Genomic DNA, 15473 nt, shown 5'->3' with positions numbered 1-15473 from the left:
CTCACCCTCCGGGGGCTCGCCTGCTCGCATCCTGCGGCAGCGCCTCACACCCCCACGCCCTATCGAGGGGGGGTCACGTCCTGGCGACCGGGATCTAGTTTCGGAGGTCTGCGGCCGGACAGGCGGCCGCGCCGGGTGAACCATGAACGTCGGGATCGCGCTCCTCACGCTCTTCGCCGCTGTCGTCATGACGCTCTCCGTGGCCGTCGCGTCACGGCGCCGCCGCCGGACGCGGGCGCTCCCGGGCGGCCTCGACCTCGACCTGGCCTCCACCGCCGACCTCCTCCCGGCAGGCCTCAAGCACCTCGGGGCGCGCCTGAACGAGCCGCTCTCCTTCGGGCTCCGCATCCCCCCGCCCCACGCCGCGACCGCGCAGAAGCGGCTCGGCCAGCTCATCGGGCTCCGCTAGCACGAGGACCGCGCCTCACCGCGCCACGACCCGCGCCACCACGTCCTTCTCGGGCGGGCAGGTGCCGCGGCCGTCGCAGTTGCTCGTCGTCACCCACACTGCGCCGTCAGGTCCCTGCTGCACGTCGCGAACGCGGCCGAGCCCCGCGGGCGGATCGCCCTGCAGGTAGACCTCGTGCTCGCGCACGCGACCGTCCTCGCCGAGCAGGATCCGGTGCAGGTGGCGCGCGCCGAGGATCCCGGCGAGGAAGCTCCCCTTCCACGCCGGCACCGCGTCGCCGCGGTAGACGCTCCCCCCGCCCGGCGGCGCGGCGCGGCTCCAGACGATCGCCGGCGAGGTGATGCCGCTCGCCGTGTCGCACGAGTACACGTCCGGCCAGCCGAGGTTGTCGCCCGCGCGCGCGACGTTCACCTCGTCGTGCCCGCTGCGCCCGGTGTCGCCGCTCGGGCCGTGATCGCCGACGACGAGCGTCCCCGCGTGGAGGAAGTCGAAGGCCTGCGTGTTTCGGATGCCGAGGAGGAAGACCGGGCTTCCAGGGAACGGGTTCCCGTCGCCGGGCGCCCCTTCCGTGGTGACGCGCAGGAGCTTTCCAGCCAGCGAGCCGAGGTCCTGCGCGCGCGACGGCTCCTGCGCGTCGCCGGTGCCGACGTAGAGCAGGCCGTCGGGGCCGAAGCGGATGCGGCCGCCGTCGTGCACCCCGGCGGCCGGGATGCCGTCGAGGATCACGCGATCCACGCGCGCCGAGCCGCGATCCTCGGCGAGCACCCAGCGCGTGACGCGGTTCACGCTCCGTCCGCCATCGTCCGCCGTGTGGTACGTGTAGAAGCGGCGGTTCTCGGCGAAGCGCGGATCCGCGGCGATCCCGAGCAGCCCGCCCTCGCCCTCGGCCACGACGGGCACGATCGCGACCGGCGCCGCCTCGAGCACGCCGCCGCGGAGGAGCCGGATGCGCCCCGGCCGCTCGGTGACGAGCGCGTCGCCGTCCGGCAGGAACGCCATCGCCCACGCCACCTCGAGCCCGGTCGCGACCTTCTCGACGCGGATCGGCGTGGTGCCCGCGGGACCCCAGCCGTCCTCGACGAGCGTGCAGGCGGGGGCCTCGGGTGCGGCTGGAGCGGCCGGGCCGGCGCCCGTCGCGACGGAGTCGCCGCAGCCTGCGGCGAGGACGGCGAAGGCTGCAGCGGCGCTGAGCGCACAGTGGCGGCGCATCGCGAGGTTGTGTCCCGGCGCGCCGACCGGCGCCGCTCCCGTTCGCGGCGCGAGCGCGTCCCGGTGGGGAGCGCCCGACCGTTCGGGCGTCGCGCCTTTCGCGGGCCGACGCGCGCGCCGCCGTCCCACGCTCAGCCGCCGGACGGTCTCCGCGCACCCGCTCGTGCGCGTCGCGCGTCGCGCCAGCTCCGGAGCAGGATGGGCACGAACGCCGCGTCCTCGACGAGGTAGCGGCGCCACAGCCGGCGCGGCTCGCGCGCGAGCCGGTGGAGCCACTCGAGGCCGGCCCGCGACATCCAGCGCGGCGCGCGCGGGACGCTCCCGGCGACGAACGCGAGACTCGCGCCGACGCCGATCACGACCGCGGGGCGGAGCAGGTCGAGGTGGCGATGGATCCACAGCTCCTGCTTCGGCGCTCCGAACGCGGCGAGGACGAGATCGGGGCGCGCGGCGCGCACCCGCTCGGCGGCGGCGAGGCCCGCCGCGTCGCCCGCCGGCGAGGGATCGAGGATGGGCGCGTCGACCCCGGCGATCGTCACCCCGGGCGCGCGCGCGAGCACCTCGGCCGCGCGCGCCGCGTCACCGGGCGCCCCGCCGACGAGATAGAGCCGCCAGCCGCGGCGCGCCGCGCGCGCGGCGAGCGGGAGGACGAGATCGGAGCCGGCGACGCGCTCGGGGAGCGGCGTGCCGAGGAGCCGCGAGGCCCACACGAGCGGCATGCCGTCCGCGAGGGCGAGGTCGGCCGCGGCGTAGGCGGCGCGGAGCCGCGGGTCGCGCTCCGCCTTCACCACGTGGTCGACGTTCGGCGTGAACACCGCGCCGCCCCGCCCCGAGGCGACGAGCGCCTCGATGGCGTCGAGCGCTCCCTCGCGGTCGAGCACGTCGATGTCGAGGGAGCCGATGCGGACGCGGCGAGGCGTGGCGGGGGCGCGGGCGTTCGTCACGCGCCTCTTCTCCCGCGGTCGCGGGCCGCGAGTCCACTTTTCCGGACGGGAGCGCGCCGACCTCGACCCCGACCTCGACCTCGACCCCGACCCCGACCCCGACCCCGACCTCGACCTCGACCCCGACCCGACCCCGACCTCGACCCCGACCTCGACCCCGACCTCGACCCCGACCTCGACCCCGACCCCGACCCCGACCTCGACCCCGACCCCGACCCCGACCCCGACCCCGACCTCGACCCCGACCTTACTCAGCCCTCCTCGAGCTCGTAGAGCGACGCGCCGCGCCGCTCGTAGCCGCGCTCGCGGGCGAGCACGTCGAGGTGCAGGGTGGGCCAGTCGGAGAGCACGAGGTCGAGGTCGCGCGTGCCGGTGTACGTCTTCACGTAGCCCTTGCACCGCTCGCACACGTCGAGCCGCAGCCCCGGCTCCTGGTCGAGCTCGAGGACGCCCATCTCGTTCGCGTCGTCGTTCCCGCAGAACGGGCAGGCGACGCGCTTGAACGCCCAGCGCGTCCGGCAGGAGCCGCAGGCGAGCCTGCGGCCGCGCCCCTCCGCGACCGCGACGAGCGCGCCCATCGCCGGGGCCGACCCACAGGTCGGGCAGTCCCCGCGGCCCCAGCGCTCCTCGTCGCGCAGGCGATCGAACTCGGCGACGAGCGGCGCGAGCACGCGCTGCAGGGCGGTCCAGCCGAGGTACCGCACGAGGCCGCCGCCCTCCGGCTCGCCCTTCTCGGGCGCGCCGCACACCAGCCACGCGATCGCCGCCTCGGCCGCGCGCGGGTCGTCGCGGAGCGCGTCGTCGAGCGCCCGCGCCCCCTCGGCGATGGCGGGGGGCAGCTCGGCCGCCGCGACGCGCGCCGCGACCGCCTGGAGCGCGGCGCCGCCCTCGGGCGCGACGTCCAGCTGGGCGCGCGCGCTGCGCAGGAGCGGCACCCCCGCCGCGAGGTCCGCCGCGTAGGCGTCCCACGCCGGGCGGCGCTTGAGGGGCGCGGCGCTCGCCGCGGCGCCCTCGACGAGCGCCTGGAACGCCGCGACGCCCTCGAGGTAGGGGTGGCTCTCGATCCACTTCTTCGTCGCTGCGTCGTTCGTCATCGTCCGTGATCCTAGCAAGTGAAGAGGCCCCCGGCCGCGAGCGACCGGGGGCCTTTCTGATCCGTGCCGCGTGAGCGCCGGAGCCTACGCCGCGGCGTCCGCCCCGCGCGCCGCCTCGGCGGCCGCGGGCCCCTCCTGCTTCGGCAGGACCGGCAGGTGCCGGGCCACGAGGCCGAAGAGGAAGATCGTCGCCGCGACGAGGCCGATGGAGATGCCCCACTCGACGACGCTGGGGAAGTACCCCTGCGGCGCGATCTGCGGCGCCGCGCCCTTCAGGTTCATCGCGAACACCACCACGTTCATGCGATTGAACACGATGCCGAGGGTGGCGAGGAGCGAGCCGAGGAACAGCGTCCGCGGGTTCGCGCGCAGCTTCGCCGAGCCGAGGATCGCGAGCGGGAGGAGCCCGCCCACGAGGAGCTCGGCGAGGAGCAGCCCCGCCTCCGCGCCGGTGAGCGCCGTCGCGAGCTGGCCGCGGACCGCGAGGTCCCCGACCCGGAACGCGAGGTAAGTCGCGAGCGCGAGGAACGCGATCTTGCCGAGCGACGCGAGCTGTTCCATGCGGAGCGCGCGCTTGAAGCCCTTCGCGATCCACATCTCGACGATGACCATGAGCGCCACGCCCGCCGCGACCGAGGAGAGGAAGAAGTAGACCGGCATCACCGGCGACCACCACCCCTTGGCGAGCTTGTCGGGCATGAGGAGGAACAGCGACCCGAGCGAGCTCTGGTGCATCGTGGAGAACGTCACCGCCGCGATGGCGAGCATGATGGGCTCGGCCTTCTTGCCCGGCTGCGCGCGGAACGCCCAGGCCATGAAGCCGAAGGTCGCCGCGGCGAGGCCCGTGTACACGAGGTTACGGGACATCAGGTACACGAACGCCGAGATGGCGAAGACCACGTAGACGGGCGACCAGCGCTTCCAGGTCTCCATCGCCGCCTTCATGCCCCAGCGCTCGAACGGCACCGGCAGGAACTCGGCGAGGAGGACCGTCACGTAGAGGCCGACGCACCAGGAGACCTCGAACATCGCCGAGTGCTCGGGGGCGTTCAGCGCGAGCTGCCAGAAGTGCCACGGCATGCCGAGGTCGGCGAGCAGCGTCACCGTGACGAACGAGTAGCTGAGGAGCCCCATCAGCACGGCGGAGCGGCCGATGGAGTAGAGGTCCTTCCGCTGGAACACGTAGATGAGGCCGGCCGTGGCGAACGCGCCCGCCGCCACCGCGATCCAGACGAGGTCGAAGACGATCCAGAGGCCCCACGCCCAGGTGTCGGACAGGTTCGTCGAGCGGCCGAGGCCGAGGGCGAACCGGGCCACGAAGGAGACGCCGCCGAAGGCCATGAGCGCCGCGAGCAGGATGTTCGCGGGCGTCCAGAGCTTCGACGTGACGGGCGCGAACTCGACGTGGTGGTCGTGCGCGTCCGGCCTCGCGGCCTTCTTGATCGACCTCGGCTCCACCTTCGCGACCTCCTCGCGGCGCTTGTGCAGCGCGTAGGCCCCGCCGAGCGCGGCGCCCACGCCGATGACGGCGGGCGGCACCGCACCGAGCGCGACCGCGCTCCGCCTCGGGAGGGCGTCGGTCCCGACCTGCGGGAACCCGAGCTCCGCGAACGGCACGCTCGCGAGGTACAGCATGTTCGTGCCGCCGGCCTCCCTCTCGCCGTAGACGTGGTCGACGTACTTCCCCGGGCTCGCCGCCATCCGCTCGCGGGCCTCGCGGAGGAGCTCCTCGCGATCGCCGAACTTCAGCGCGCCCGCCGGGCACTGCTTCACGCAGGCCGGCAGCGCGATGGCCGCCGCGAAGCGCTTCTGGTCCTCGCCGGTGAGCGCCTCGCCGTTGCGGAGCGCCGGCGCGGGCTGGAGCGCCCGGTCGTGGCACATGTCGCACTTGTGGATCTTCGGCGCGAGCGAGTCCCACTCCGCCATGGGCACGCTCCACGGGCAGGCCCACATGCAGTAGCGGCAGCCGATGCACTTCGACTCGTCGTAGACGACCGGCCCTTCCTTCGTCTTGTGGATGGCCGTCACCGGGCAGGCCGACGCGCAGGCCGGCTCGTCACAGTGCATGCACTGGCGCTTCGCGAAGACGTACTGCATCCCGCCCGGCGCGCTCGGGGCGTCGACCTCGTGCGCGGTGATGACGCACAGGGTCTTCGCCGAGAGCGTGAGCGGGTTCTGCATGCCTGCGGAAGGCTGGAGCTGCGTCTGCTCCGCCGGCATGTCGTTCCACTGCTTGCAGGTGACCTGGCAGGAGCGGCACCCGATGCACTTCGTCGTGTCGATCAACGTGGCGTTGCTCATGGTCGTTCCTTTCGAGGCGTCGCAGCCGGCTAGCGCTGCGCCACCGCCTCCTCCACGCGCACCACGTTGACGAGGCAGGCCTTGGTCTCCTGCGTGCCGGCGCCCGGGTCGACGGCGTCGATGGTCAGCACGTTGGTCGACGGACCGGTGGAGAGCCCCTTGAAGCCCCAGTTGTAGGGCATCCACACGACGGGCACGTCCTGGCCGGCGATCCTCATGACCTGCATGCGCTTCGTGACGACGGCCTTCACGAGCATCTCACCGCGCGCCGACGAGACCCGCACCTTGTCGCCGCCCTTCACCCGCAGCTTCTCCGCGAGCTGGGTCGGCAGCTCCACGACGCACTCCGGCTGCAGCTCGTTGAGCCACGGCACGTTGCGGGTCGTGGACCCGGCGCACCAGTGCTCCGCGATGGAGGACGTCATGAGGACGTACGGGAAGTCCTTCGCCGTGCCGACGGGCTGCTTGCCCGGGACGCGCGGGTACTTCACGCACGGGTTGTGCTGCGCCTTCGGGTGCAGCACGTTCGCGACCGGGCTCTCGATGGGCTCGTAGAACTCGGGGAACGGGCCGTCCTTCGGCACGTACGAGCCGTCGCGCGGCAGCCCCTTCTCCTTCTCCTTCGCGTCAGGATCCTTGTAGACCGCCGCCATGAGCCGGCCGATGCCCTCGCCGTTCATGCGGAACGCGCGCTGGCCCTCCGGCGTGTCCGGGCCCTTCGTGGCGTCCGGCACGTCCGGCGTGTCGACGCCCTTCCACTTCTTCTCGGTCGCGTCCCACCAGACGAGCGGGGTCGTGCCGGCCCAGGGCCTGCCGTCCGCGTCGCAGGACGCGCGGTTGTAGAGGATCTTCATGTTGCCGGGCCAGGTCCAGGCGAAGCCGGGGAACATCCCGAGGCCCGAGGGATCGGTCTTCGCGTCGCGGCGCTTCGAGAGGTTCTTCCCGCCGCCGAAGACGCCCGCGTAGATCCAGGCGCCCGAGGACGTCGAGCCGTCCGCCTGGAGCTGGCCGATGCCGGCGACGAAGGCGCCGGGCTGCAGCACCTTGCCGTCGGGCAGCGTCACCTCGGCGAGCACGCGGCCGCTGATCTCCTGGAGCACCGCCTCGGCCGTGTTCTGGGCGGGGTAGTTCCAGACCGCCTTCGTGAGCGGCTCGTCCTTCGGATCGGTCGAGCCGGCGTAGAGGCCCCGGACCTTGCGGAAGACCGTGTCGATGATCTCGAGGTCCGCCTTCGCCTGGCCGGGCGGCTTCACCGCCGCGTAGCGCCACTGCACGAGGCGGCCGGAGCCGCTGATCGTGCCCTCCTTCTCCATGAAGTACGCGGCGGGGAGGAGGAGCACCTCGGTCTGGATCGACTTCGGGTCGGCGCCCGGCCGCTGCCAGAAGCTCGCCGTCTCCGTGTCCCAGAGCTCCTGCACGACGAGCATGTCGAGCTTCGACAGCGCCTCGTGCACGTAGTTCAGGTTCGGGTTCGTGACCATCGGGTTCTGCCCGACGGCCCAGAGGAGCTTCAGCTTCCCGGCGTACGCGTCGTCGATCATCCCGAAGACGGTGTAGTCCTTCGCGCCGTTCTTCTTCGGGAGCCACCTCCAGCCGAAGTCGTTCTCGGCGGTGGCGTTGTCGCCGAACCACGCCTTGAGGCCGTTGACGGTGAACTTCCGGCGGAACGTGCCGTTGTCCTTCGTCCACGCCTCGAGCGTCGGGTGGTTGTGGTTCGGGGCGTTGATGTAGCCGAACATGTAGCCGTTCAGGACGGACATGTCGCAGGCGCCCTGGACGTTCGGCTCGCCGCGCAGCGCGTTCACGCCGCCGCCGGCCTTGCCGATGTTGCCGAGGAGCAGCTGGAGGATGCCGTAGCAGCGGATGTTCTGGATGCCGACCGTGTGCTGCGTCATCCCGAGCGCGTACAGGATCGTGCCCGGCCGGTTGTTCGCGAACGTCTCGGCGATGAGCTTGATCTGCTCCGCCGGGACGCCCGAGATCTCCTCGGCGACCTCGGGCGTGTAGCGCGCGAAGTGCCGCTTCAGCTTCGAGAACACGCAGCGCGGGTCGTCGAGGCTCGCCGCCTTCTTCGGCTTCTGCGTCGCGGCGTCGAGGTCGTACGCCCACGAGGCGGTGTCGTACTTGTGCTTGTCCTCGTGGTAGCCGGTGAAGACGCCGTCGTCGAGGCCGAACTCGTCCTTCGCGAGGAGGAGCGCGTTCGTGTGCAGCTTCACGTACTCGACGTCGTAGAGCGCGTTCTCGAGGACGTGGTGGATGACCGCGCCCAGGAACGCGATGTCAGCGCCGGGGCGGATGCGCGCGTAGATGTCCGCGATCGACGAGGTGCGGTTGAAGCGCGGGTCGACGTGGATGATCTTCGCGCCCTTCGCCTGCGCCTTCCGGATCCACTTCATCGACATCACGTGGTTCTCGGCGGCGTTGCTGCCCTCGATGAGGAACACCTTGGCGTTCTGCAGATCCGCCCAGTGGTTCGTCATCGCGCCACGGCCGAACGTGGCCCCCAGACTGGGGACCGTGGGGCTGTGTCAAAGTCGGGCCTGGTGCTCGACGAAGTTCGTCCCGAAGAGCCTCCCCATCTTGTTCCAGAGGTAGCACTCCTCGTTGGTGTTCTGCGCGCCGCCGAGGAAGCCGATCGCGTCGGTGCGGTTGACCGGATACTCGACGTCGCCGTCCTTCTCGGTGGCGATCCAGGTCGAGTCGCGGACGTCCTTCACCTTGCGCGCGAGCTTCTCGAGCGCCTCGTCCCAGCTGATCTCCTGCCAGCGGTCCGAGCCCGGCGCCCGGTACATCGGCGCCTTCACGCGCCGGTCGGACTCGTGGGTCGCCTGCATCGCCGCGCCCTTCGAGCACAGCGCGCCCTGGTTGATGACGTGGTCCGGATCGCCCTCGAGGTTGACGAGCTTGCCGTCCACCACGTTGCAGACCATGCCGCAGCCGCAGGAGCAGAAGTTACAGGCGGTCGTGAACTGCTTCGCGCCCGTGAGCTTCAGGTGCCCCGTCGCCGCCTGGACCTTCGCCGCGCTGAAGCCGAGCTCGGCGAGCGCGAGGCCGGCGCCGCCGCCGGCCGTCAACTTGAGCCAGTTTCTTCTGCTGATGCTCATCGCTTCCCTTTCCGGTGACTTCTGTCGACTGCCGCTCACTTCGAAGCCTTCGCGACGACCGCCGCATGTACCTGACTGCTCAGGTCTTTTTTGGCCTTCGTGCGTCGCGAAGGCGCCAGAGCAAGACACCTGCCAGGGAAGAGACGCGAAACGGATGCGCCGCCGCGCTCCGGAGGCCGAGCGAGCGACAGGCTTGCGCGGGAAATCCCAGCGCGAGCGTCACAGGTGTCACGATGCGCGTGTGACATGTCACGCGACGGCGCGTGACACACCGTCGATGCGGCATCGACGGGCGGTGATCGCGGACGGGGGGGGCTACCTGGTGATGCCGAACTTCCGCAGGCGGCGGTAGAGCGTCATCCGCGAGACGCCGAGCGACGTCGCCGTCCGCGCGATGTTCCAGCCGCACGCGTCCAGCGCGGCGACGAGCTCGTCCCGCTCCGGCCCCTCCGGCTCGGCGGCGGCGTCGGCCACGGCCGCTGCATCGGCGGGCGGCTCGGACGAGCGGACCTCCACGTACGGGCGCGGCGGCGCCGCGTCCACGCGGAGCGGTGCGACCCCGCGCGCCGGCGCGAGCCGCAGGTCGGCGGGCTCGATGCGCGACCCCACGACCACCGCGGCCGCGCGCATGATCACGTTCTTGAGCTCGCGGACGTTCCCCGGCCACGGGTGGGCGAGGAGCAGCGCCTTCGCGGCGTCCGACAGCTCGAGCGCATCGCGGCCCATCCGCTCCTCCGCCTCGCGCAGGAACGCGCGGGCGAGGAGCGGCACGTCCTCGCTCCGATCCCGCAGCGGCGGGATGTCCACGTGGAGCACGTTCAGGCGGAAGTAGAGGTCCTGGCGGAAGCGGCCGGCCTCCACCTGGTCGTAGAGCCGCCGGTTCGTCGCGGCCACCACCCGCACGTCCACGTGCCGGGGAGCGCTCCCGCCCAGGCGGACCACCTCGGCCTCCTGGACCACGCGCAGGAGCGCCGTCTGCGCCTGGAGCGGGAGCTCGCTGACCTCGTCGAGGAAGAGCGTCCCGCCGTCGGCCTCCTCGAACTTGCCCGCCTTGCCCTCCCGCTGCGCGCCGGTGAAGGTCCCGGGCTCGTAGCCGAACAGCTCCGCCTCGACGAGCGCGGCCGGGATGGCGCCGCAGTTCAGCACCACGAACGGCGCGCCGGCCCGGTCGCCGCCGGCGTGGATCCCGTGCGCGAAGAGCTCCTTCCCCGTGCCGGACTCGCCGTGCAGGACCACCGGCAGATCGTTCCGGGCCGCGACCTCGGCGAGATCGAGCGCCGTCCGCAGCCGGAGCGACTCCCCGAGGATCGCCTCGAGGCCGTAGCGCGTCGTGAGCCGCTGGCGCGCCGCCGCGCGCGCCGCGCGCGGCCCCGAGGGCGCGGGGACGTGCAGGACCGCGCCCACCGGCCGCCGCTCGTGCGCGACCACGGAGCAGGTCACCCTGCGGCGCTCGTCCCCCGTCCCCGGCCACTCCACCGTGAGCTCCTCGTCCCGGGACGCCTCCCCGCCCGCGAGGGCCGCGACGAGCCGCTCGCGCGTCGCGCGCGGGAGCTCGCCGTCCTCGAACGCGAGCCTGCGGCGCGCGGCGTCGTTCGTCGCGAGGACGCGCCCGCGCGCGTCGACCGCGACCACCGCCTCGCCCGACGTCCGGGCGGCGCGGAGCGCGTGGCGGACGAGCTCGTCCCGCAGCTCCTGGCGAGCGCGGAGCCGCTCCTCGATCGCTGCCGCGATCGCCGCCGCGGCGACGAGGCCCTGGGGCTCGCTCGCGTCCCACGGGCCGGTGATCTGGACGAGCCCCGCGACCTCGCCGGACGCGGGCGCGACGATGGGCGCCGCGGCGCTCGTGAAGGGGTGGAGCACCTCGAGGAAGTGCTCCGAGGCGAAGACCTCCATCGCGCGCCGCTCGGCGAGCGCCGTGCCTGCCGCGTTCGTGCCGGCCGCCTCCTCGCGCCAGCTCGCGCCGGGGCAGAGGTTCAGCTCCGCGAGGCGGGCGACGAGCTGCGGGTCGCCGCCGACGGACAGGACGAGCCCCTCCCCGTCGAGGAGCGCGAGGGCGTGCCCCGCGTCGCGGAGCCGGGTCGAGAGCTGCGCCAGCACCGGACGCGCGAGCTCGAAGGTCTCGTCCTCGCCGCGGCGGCGCAGGACCTCGCCGCGGGGATCGAGCGGCGCGCGGCGGAGCCCCGGCTCGACGTGGTACACGTCGCGCACCCGCGTCCACGAGCGCGCGATCTCGGGCCGCACGCCGTCCAGCTCGCCGTCACGGAGAAAGCGCTCCCACGCACGGTCGAGGCGCCGCCGGAGTGACGAGCGGTCTGTTGCATCCGGGAGCACGAGCATCAGGGCGCACCGACGGCGGCGCGCCTCGCAGGACGGCGCGCTTCGCGGTATATCCCTTTACTTACAGGTTCTGCGGGCGCGCGGCTCACGAAAGTGCGGCCTGACGCCGGCCCGGGCGGCTGCCGCAACGGCTCGGTTCTCGCAGGCGAGGTCGACGAGCCCTCACCGGAGGAGACGTGTTCCAGATGCGAACGAGCGGCCTCGACCTGCGCCGCAAGATCCTGGTCGTCGCCCTGCTGCCCACCGCGCTGCTCGTCGCCGCGTTCCTCGTCGTGTTCGCGGCCCAGCGCAGCCGCATCGCCGGGGACGTCGAGGCGAGCATGGGCCGGCTCGCGGAGGAGGGGCTCACGCGGGCCGCCCGCGACCTGCGCACGCTCTGCGAGTCCGCTCACCGCGAGCTCTGGCAACAGGTGCCCCGCAGCCTGCGCGTCGCCCGCGATCAGATGGAGCGGCTCGGGCCGCTGTCGTTCTCGCGGGAGACGGTGCGCTGGACGGCGGTGAACCAGCTCGACCGCAGCGCCGGCGAGGCGGTGCTTCCGAAGCTGCTCCTCGGCGGCGCCTGGGCGGGCCAGAACGCCGAGCCGGCGCGGCCGAGCCTGCTCGTCGATCGCGTCCGCGAGCTCGTCGGCGCGGAGGCCACGCTCTTCCAGCGGATGAACGAGCGGGGCGACATGCTCCGCGTCGCGACCACGGTGCCGGACGGGAACGGCCACCGGGCGATCGGCACCTACATCCCGGCGGTGGATCCCGACGGCAAGCCGAACCCGGTCGTCTCCACGGTGCTCCGCGGCGAGACGTACCGGGGACGCGCGCGGGTGCTCGACCGCTGGTACCTCTCCGGCTACGAGCCGATCCGCGACGCGAGCGGCCGGATCGCGGGGATGCTCTTCATCGGGCTGCGCCAGGACTCCCTCGAGGGCATCCGCGCCGGCGTGGCCGCCTCGCGGATCGGCGAGACGGGCACGATGTACGCGCTCGGCGCGAGCGGGAACCAGCGCGGCCACTACCTCATCCCGCCCCCGGGACACGCCGACGGCGAGGACGCGTGGGACGCGCGCGACGCCCGCGGCGAGGCGTACGTCCAGGCGCTCGTGCGCGCGGCGATGGAGGCGAACGGCGACACCGTGCGCGTGTCCTTCTCCCGCCCGGAGACCGGGCGCGCACCGCGCGAGCGGGTCGCGGCGGTCGCCTACTTCGCGCCGTGGGACTGGGTGATCGTCGCCGAGATGGACCGCGACGAGGCGGTGGCGCCGCTCCGCGTGGTGCAGTCCTCGCTCGCGGCCTCGGCCGTCACCGTCGTCGGCGTGGGCCTCCTGCTCCTGCTCGCGAGCATCTGGGCGGCGCGCAAGGCGGCGAGCCGGCTCGCCGCGCCGCTCGAGGCGATGGCCGTCGCCGCCGAGCGCATCGCCGAGGGCGACGTCCAGCAGGAGGTCACCTACCGCTCGGGCGACGAGGTCGGGCGCCTCGCCGAGGCGTTCCGCGGGACGATCCGCTACCTCCAGGAGGTCGCCCGGGGCGCGGCGGCCCTCGCCCGCGGCGATCTCTCGACCCCGCTCGTGCTCCGCTCCGACCGCGACGAGCTGACCCGGAGCGTCCTGTCGGCGCAGTCCGAGCTGCGCCGGCTCGTCGAGGAGACGGGGGCCCTCGCCGACGCCGCCGTCGAGGGCCGGCTCTCCGAGCGCGCGGATCCGTCGCGGCACCAGGGGGACTTCCGGGAGGTGGTGGAGGGTGTGAACGCCACGCTCTCGACGCTCGTGGGGCACCTCGACGCCATGCCCGCGCCCGCCATGATCGTGAGCCCCGAGTTCGACATCCGCTACATGAACCAGACCGGCGCGAGCCTCCTCGGTCGAACGCCGCAGGAGCTCGTCGGGACGAAGTGCTACGACAGCTACCGCAAGGGCGACTGCAGGACGGCGCGCTGCGCCTGCGCCCGCGCGATGACGGAGGACCGCGAGGTGAGCAGCGAGACGGACGCGCACCCCGAAGGCCTCGACCTCCAGATCCTCTACTCGGCCGTCCCGCTCCGCGACGGCGCGGGACGGGTGGTGGGGGCGCTCGAGGTCGTGACCGACCAGACCGCCGTGAGGCGCGCGGTGGACGGCCCGGGCGGCGGTGAGGGCGATCCGGGTCCGGAGTGCCGGCCGTGTCTCGTCCGATGAGCGAGGATCCGGCGCCCGCGCGCGCGGCGCGGCGCGCGGCGGTCGACGGGCGGACCACGGGGACCTCCGTCGTGCGGCCCGGCGACGGCGCCGCCTCCGATGTCGTCGCGCTCGAGGAGCCGCTCGAGGTGCGCATCGCCGGGGAGACGGTCGGGGTGCTGATGCGCACGCCGGGGGACGACCACCGGCTCGCGCTCGGCTTCCTGTTTTCGGAGGGGATCATCGCGTCCGCGAGCGACTTCAGCGCCGTGTACCACTGCGGCCGCCCCGGCGACGAGGCGTACGGCAGCGCGATCGAGCTCGCCCCGGCCTCGGGCGCCCGCATCGACTGGGAGCGGATCGACGGCTCCCGGCGCAGCGTCGCCTCGAGCTCCGCCTGCGGCGTGTGCGGGCGCCGCGCCGTCGAGGATCTCGTGGCCGGGCTCGTCGCCCCGGAGCCGATCGCCCCGATCCCGGCCGCCCTCGTCGGCGAGAAGATCGCGGCGCTCCGCGACCACCAGCCGGTGTTCGAGGAGACAGGCGGGACGCACGTCGCCGCGCTCTGGACGCGGGACGGCGCGCTCGTCGCCGCGCACGAGGACGTCGGCCGTCACAACGCGGTCGACAAGGTGATCGGCGCGCTCCTCCTCGCCCGCGCGGAGGCGGCCGCCGGCGCGCCCGCGGCGGCGCCCGCGCTCCTCACCGTGAGCAGCCGGGCGGGCATGGAGATCGTGCAGAAGGCCGCGCGCGCGCGGATCCCCATCGTCGCCACCGTGTCGGCGCCGACGTCGCTCGCGATCGAGCTCGCCCGAGCGGCCGGACTCACGCTCGCCGGCTTCGTCCGCCCGGGCCGCATGAACGTCTACGCGGGCGCGGAGCGGCTCTCCGGGCTGTAGCGTCTCGGACGCCGGGCGACCGCCCGCTCCGAGAGCTCACCTGGCCCCGGACCGCGCACGCTCCGGCGCGGGCGTCGACGCGATCCGGGCGGTCCGCGAGAATGGGGGCGCCGCCCGGGACCGTGAAGGGTGCCGGCGCGTGCGCGGGGGGCGCCATGAAGTGGATCATCGGCCTGGACCTTCGTCCGCGGAGCCACGGGGCGCTGCACTTCGCGACCTGGCTCACGAAGAGTGTCCCGAAGGGCGACGAGCGGTTCATCGCGGTCCACGTGCTCGAGCCGGAGCACCTCCGCGCCGCCCTCAAGTACCACCACCTCGACGAGCTGCTCGCGGCGGCGCGCGACTCCGGCCGGCGCACGCTCGAGCGGGAGGCTCCCGGCGAGCGCATCCAGGAGCTCGAGATCCTGGAGGGGGTCGGCGCGGACGAGGGGCTCATCGACGCGCTCTCCCGCCACGACGCCGACGCGCTCCTCGTCGGCCGCATCGCGGGCCGCTCGGAGGCGGCGCTGGTCCGGCTCGGTCGCGTCGCGCGACGCCTGCTCCGCCGGCTCCCCTCCCCCGTCGTCGTGGTCCCGCCCGACCTCGAGTGCGCCAGCATCGGGGGCGGCCCCATCGTCGCGCTGACGCGCCTCGACGACTCCTCCACCGAGGCGTGCCGGTTCGCGGCGCGCCTCTCGGCGCAGACCGGGCGCCGCCTCGTCCTGCTCCACGTGGTGCCGTTCCTCGAGCTGCCCTTCCTCGCGGGCGCGTCGGTCGACGAGATCGCCAGAGAGCAGCGGCGCGCGGCGGAGGTCGCGTGCGCGGCGTGGGTCGAGCGCGAGAAGCTCCACGCCGACGAGGTGGTCGTCGAGCAGGGCGACGTGCTCGATCGCGCGGATGCGATCGCCGAGGCGCGGGAGGCGCCCCTGCTCGTGGTCGGCGCGTCGCGCCGGGTCGCGCTCGACCGCATCGCCACCCCGAGCTTGGCCCGCGAGCTCGCCGCGACGGCGGCGGTGCCGGTCGCGGTCGTGCCGCCGCGCGCGTGAGTCACCCGCCGCG

10 protein-coding genes are annotated in these 15473 nt (G+C 73.7%); 4 read left to right on the top strand and 6 right to left on the bottom strand.

What is annotated here, in order from left to right; genetic code table 11:
- Positions 1-142 precede the first annotated feature (142 nt).
- On the top strand, positions 143-409 hold the full coding sequence (locus MNY62_RS06525; RefSeq protein ID WP_242343305.1) for a hypothetical protein: 267 nt from the start codon (positions 143-145) through the stop codon (positions 407-409).
- 15 nt (positions 410-424) lie between these two features.
- On the opposite strand, the gene MNY62_RS06520 is transcribed toward MNY62_RS06525, so the two are convergent.
- From MNY62_RS06520 to MNY62_RS06490, 6 genes are all read right to left on the bottom strand, one after another.
- Positions 425-1618 (bottom strand): PQQ-dependent sugar dehydrogenase, encoded by a 1194-nt coding sequence (locus MNY62_RS06520; RefSeq protein WP_242343304.1) that lies wholly within the window; start codon positions 1616-1618, stop codon positions 425-427.
- Positions 1619-1749: 131 nt separating this feature from the next.
- Positions 1750-2562: a WecB/TagA/CpsF family glycosyltransferase gene (locus MNY62_RS06515; protein WP_242343303.1), complete on the bottom strand. Its 813-nt coding sequence runs from the start codon at positions 2560-2562 to the stop codon at positions 1750-1752.
- Positions 2563-2813: 251 nt separating this feature from the next.
- Complete coding sequence (locus MNY62_RS06510) at positions 2814-3656, bottom strand: formate dehydrogenase accessory protein FdhE (RefSeq protein ID WP_242343302.1); 843 nt, start codon at positions 3654-3656, stop codon at positions 2814-2816.
- 84 nt (positions 3657-3740) lie between these two features.
- Positions 3741-5957, bottom strand: coding sequence for a 4Fe-4S dicluster domain-containing protein (locus MNY62_RS06505; protein WP_242343301.1), 2217 nt, complete (start codon positions 5955-5957; stop codon positions 3741-3743).
- A 29-nt stretch (positions 5958-5986) separates the two neighbouring features.
- The gene (fdnG, locus tag MNY62_RS06500; RefSeq protein WP_279426303.1) at positions 5987-9061 is read right to left on the bottom strand and encodes a formate dehydrogenase-N subunit alpha; all 3075 of its coding nucleotides are present in this window, start codon (positions 9059-9061) and stop codon (positions 5987-5989) included.
- Positions 9062-9376: 315 nt separating this feature from the next.
- Positions 9377-11302 (bottom strand): sigma-54-dependent Fis family transcriptional regulator, encoded by a 1926-nt coding sequence (locus MNY62_RS06490; RefSeq protein WP_242343298.1) that lies wholly within the window; start codon positions 11300-11302, stop codon positions 9377-9379.
- Between the two features lie 281 nt (positions 11303-11583).
- Here MNY62_RS06490 and MNY62_RS06485 point away from each other — a divergent pair, with 281 nt between their 5' ends.
- The 3 genes from MNY62_RS06485 to MNY62_RS06475 all read left to right on the top strand — a co-directional run bounded on the left by MNY62_RS06485 (position 11584) and on the right by MNY62_RS06475 (position 15460).
- Positions 11584-13560 carry a Cache 3/Cache 2 fusion domain-containing protein gene (locus tag MNY62_RS06485; protein WP_242343350.1) on the top strand — a complete coding sequence of 659 codons (1977 nt, stop codon included), beginning with the start codon at positions 11584-11586 and terminating at the stop codon, positions 13558-13560.
- Positions 13557-14435, top strand: coding sequence for a formate dehydrogenase accessory sulfurtransferase FdhD (gene fdhD / locus MNY62_RS06480; protein ID WP_242343297.1), 879 nt, complete (start codon positions 13557-13559; stop codon positions 14433-14435). Before MNY62_RS06485 ends, fdhD begins: the two co-directional genes overlap by 4 nt.
- A 155-nt stretch (positions 14436-14590) precedes the next feature.
- Positions 14591-15460 (top strand): universal stress protein, encoded by an 870-nt coding sequence (locus MNY62_RS06475; protein ID WP_242343296.1) that lies wholly within the window; start codon positions 14591-14593, stop codon positions 15458-15460.
- Positions 15461-15473: the final 13 nt, after the last annotated feature.

Source organism: Anaeromyxobacter terrae (genome assembly GCF_022690685.1).
GTDB lineage: Bacteria > Myxococcota > Myxococcia > Myxococcales > Anaeromyxobacteraceae > Anaeromyxobacter > Anaeromyxobacter terrae.
This window is presented reverse-complemented; position numbering and strand designations above follow the sequence as displayed.

Excerpts from the sequence above, each read along its gene's own strand:
- MNY62_RS06525 (WP_242343305.1), top strand. The coding sequence starts at position 143 with ATGAACGTCGGGATCGCGCTCCTCACGCTCTTCGCCGCTGTCGTCATG.
- MNY62_RS06520 (WP_242343304.1), bottom strand. The coding sequence starts at position 1,618 with ATGCGCCGCCACTGTGCGCTCAGCGCCGCTGCAGCCTTCGCCGTCCTC.
- MNY62_RS06510 (WP_242343302.1), bottom strand. The coding sequence starts at position 3,656 with ATGACGAACGACGCAGCGACGAAGAAGTGGATCGAGAGCCACCCCTAC.
- MNY62_RS06505 (WP_242343301.1), bottom strand. The coding sequence starts at position 5,957 with ATGAGCAACGCCACGTTGATCGACACGACGAAGTGCATCGGGTGCCGC.
- MNY62_RS06485 (WP_242343350.1), top strand. The coding sequence starts at position 11,584 with ATGCGAACGAGCGGCCTCGACCTGCGCCGCAAGATCCTGGTCGTCGCC.
- fdhD (WP_242343297.1), top strand. The coding sequence starts at position 13,557 with ATGAGCGAGGATCCGGCGCCCGCGCGCGCGGCGCGGCGCGCGGCGGTC.
- MNY62_RS06475 (WP_242343296.1), top strand. The coding sequence starts at position 14,591 with ATGAAGTGGATCATCGGCCTGGACCTTCGTCCGCGGAGCCACGGGGCG.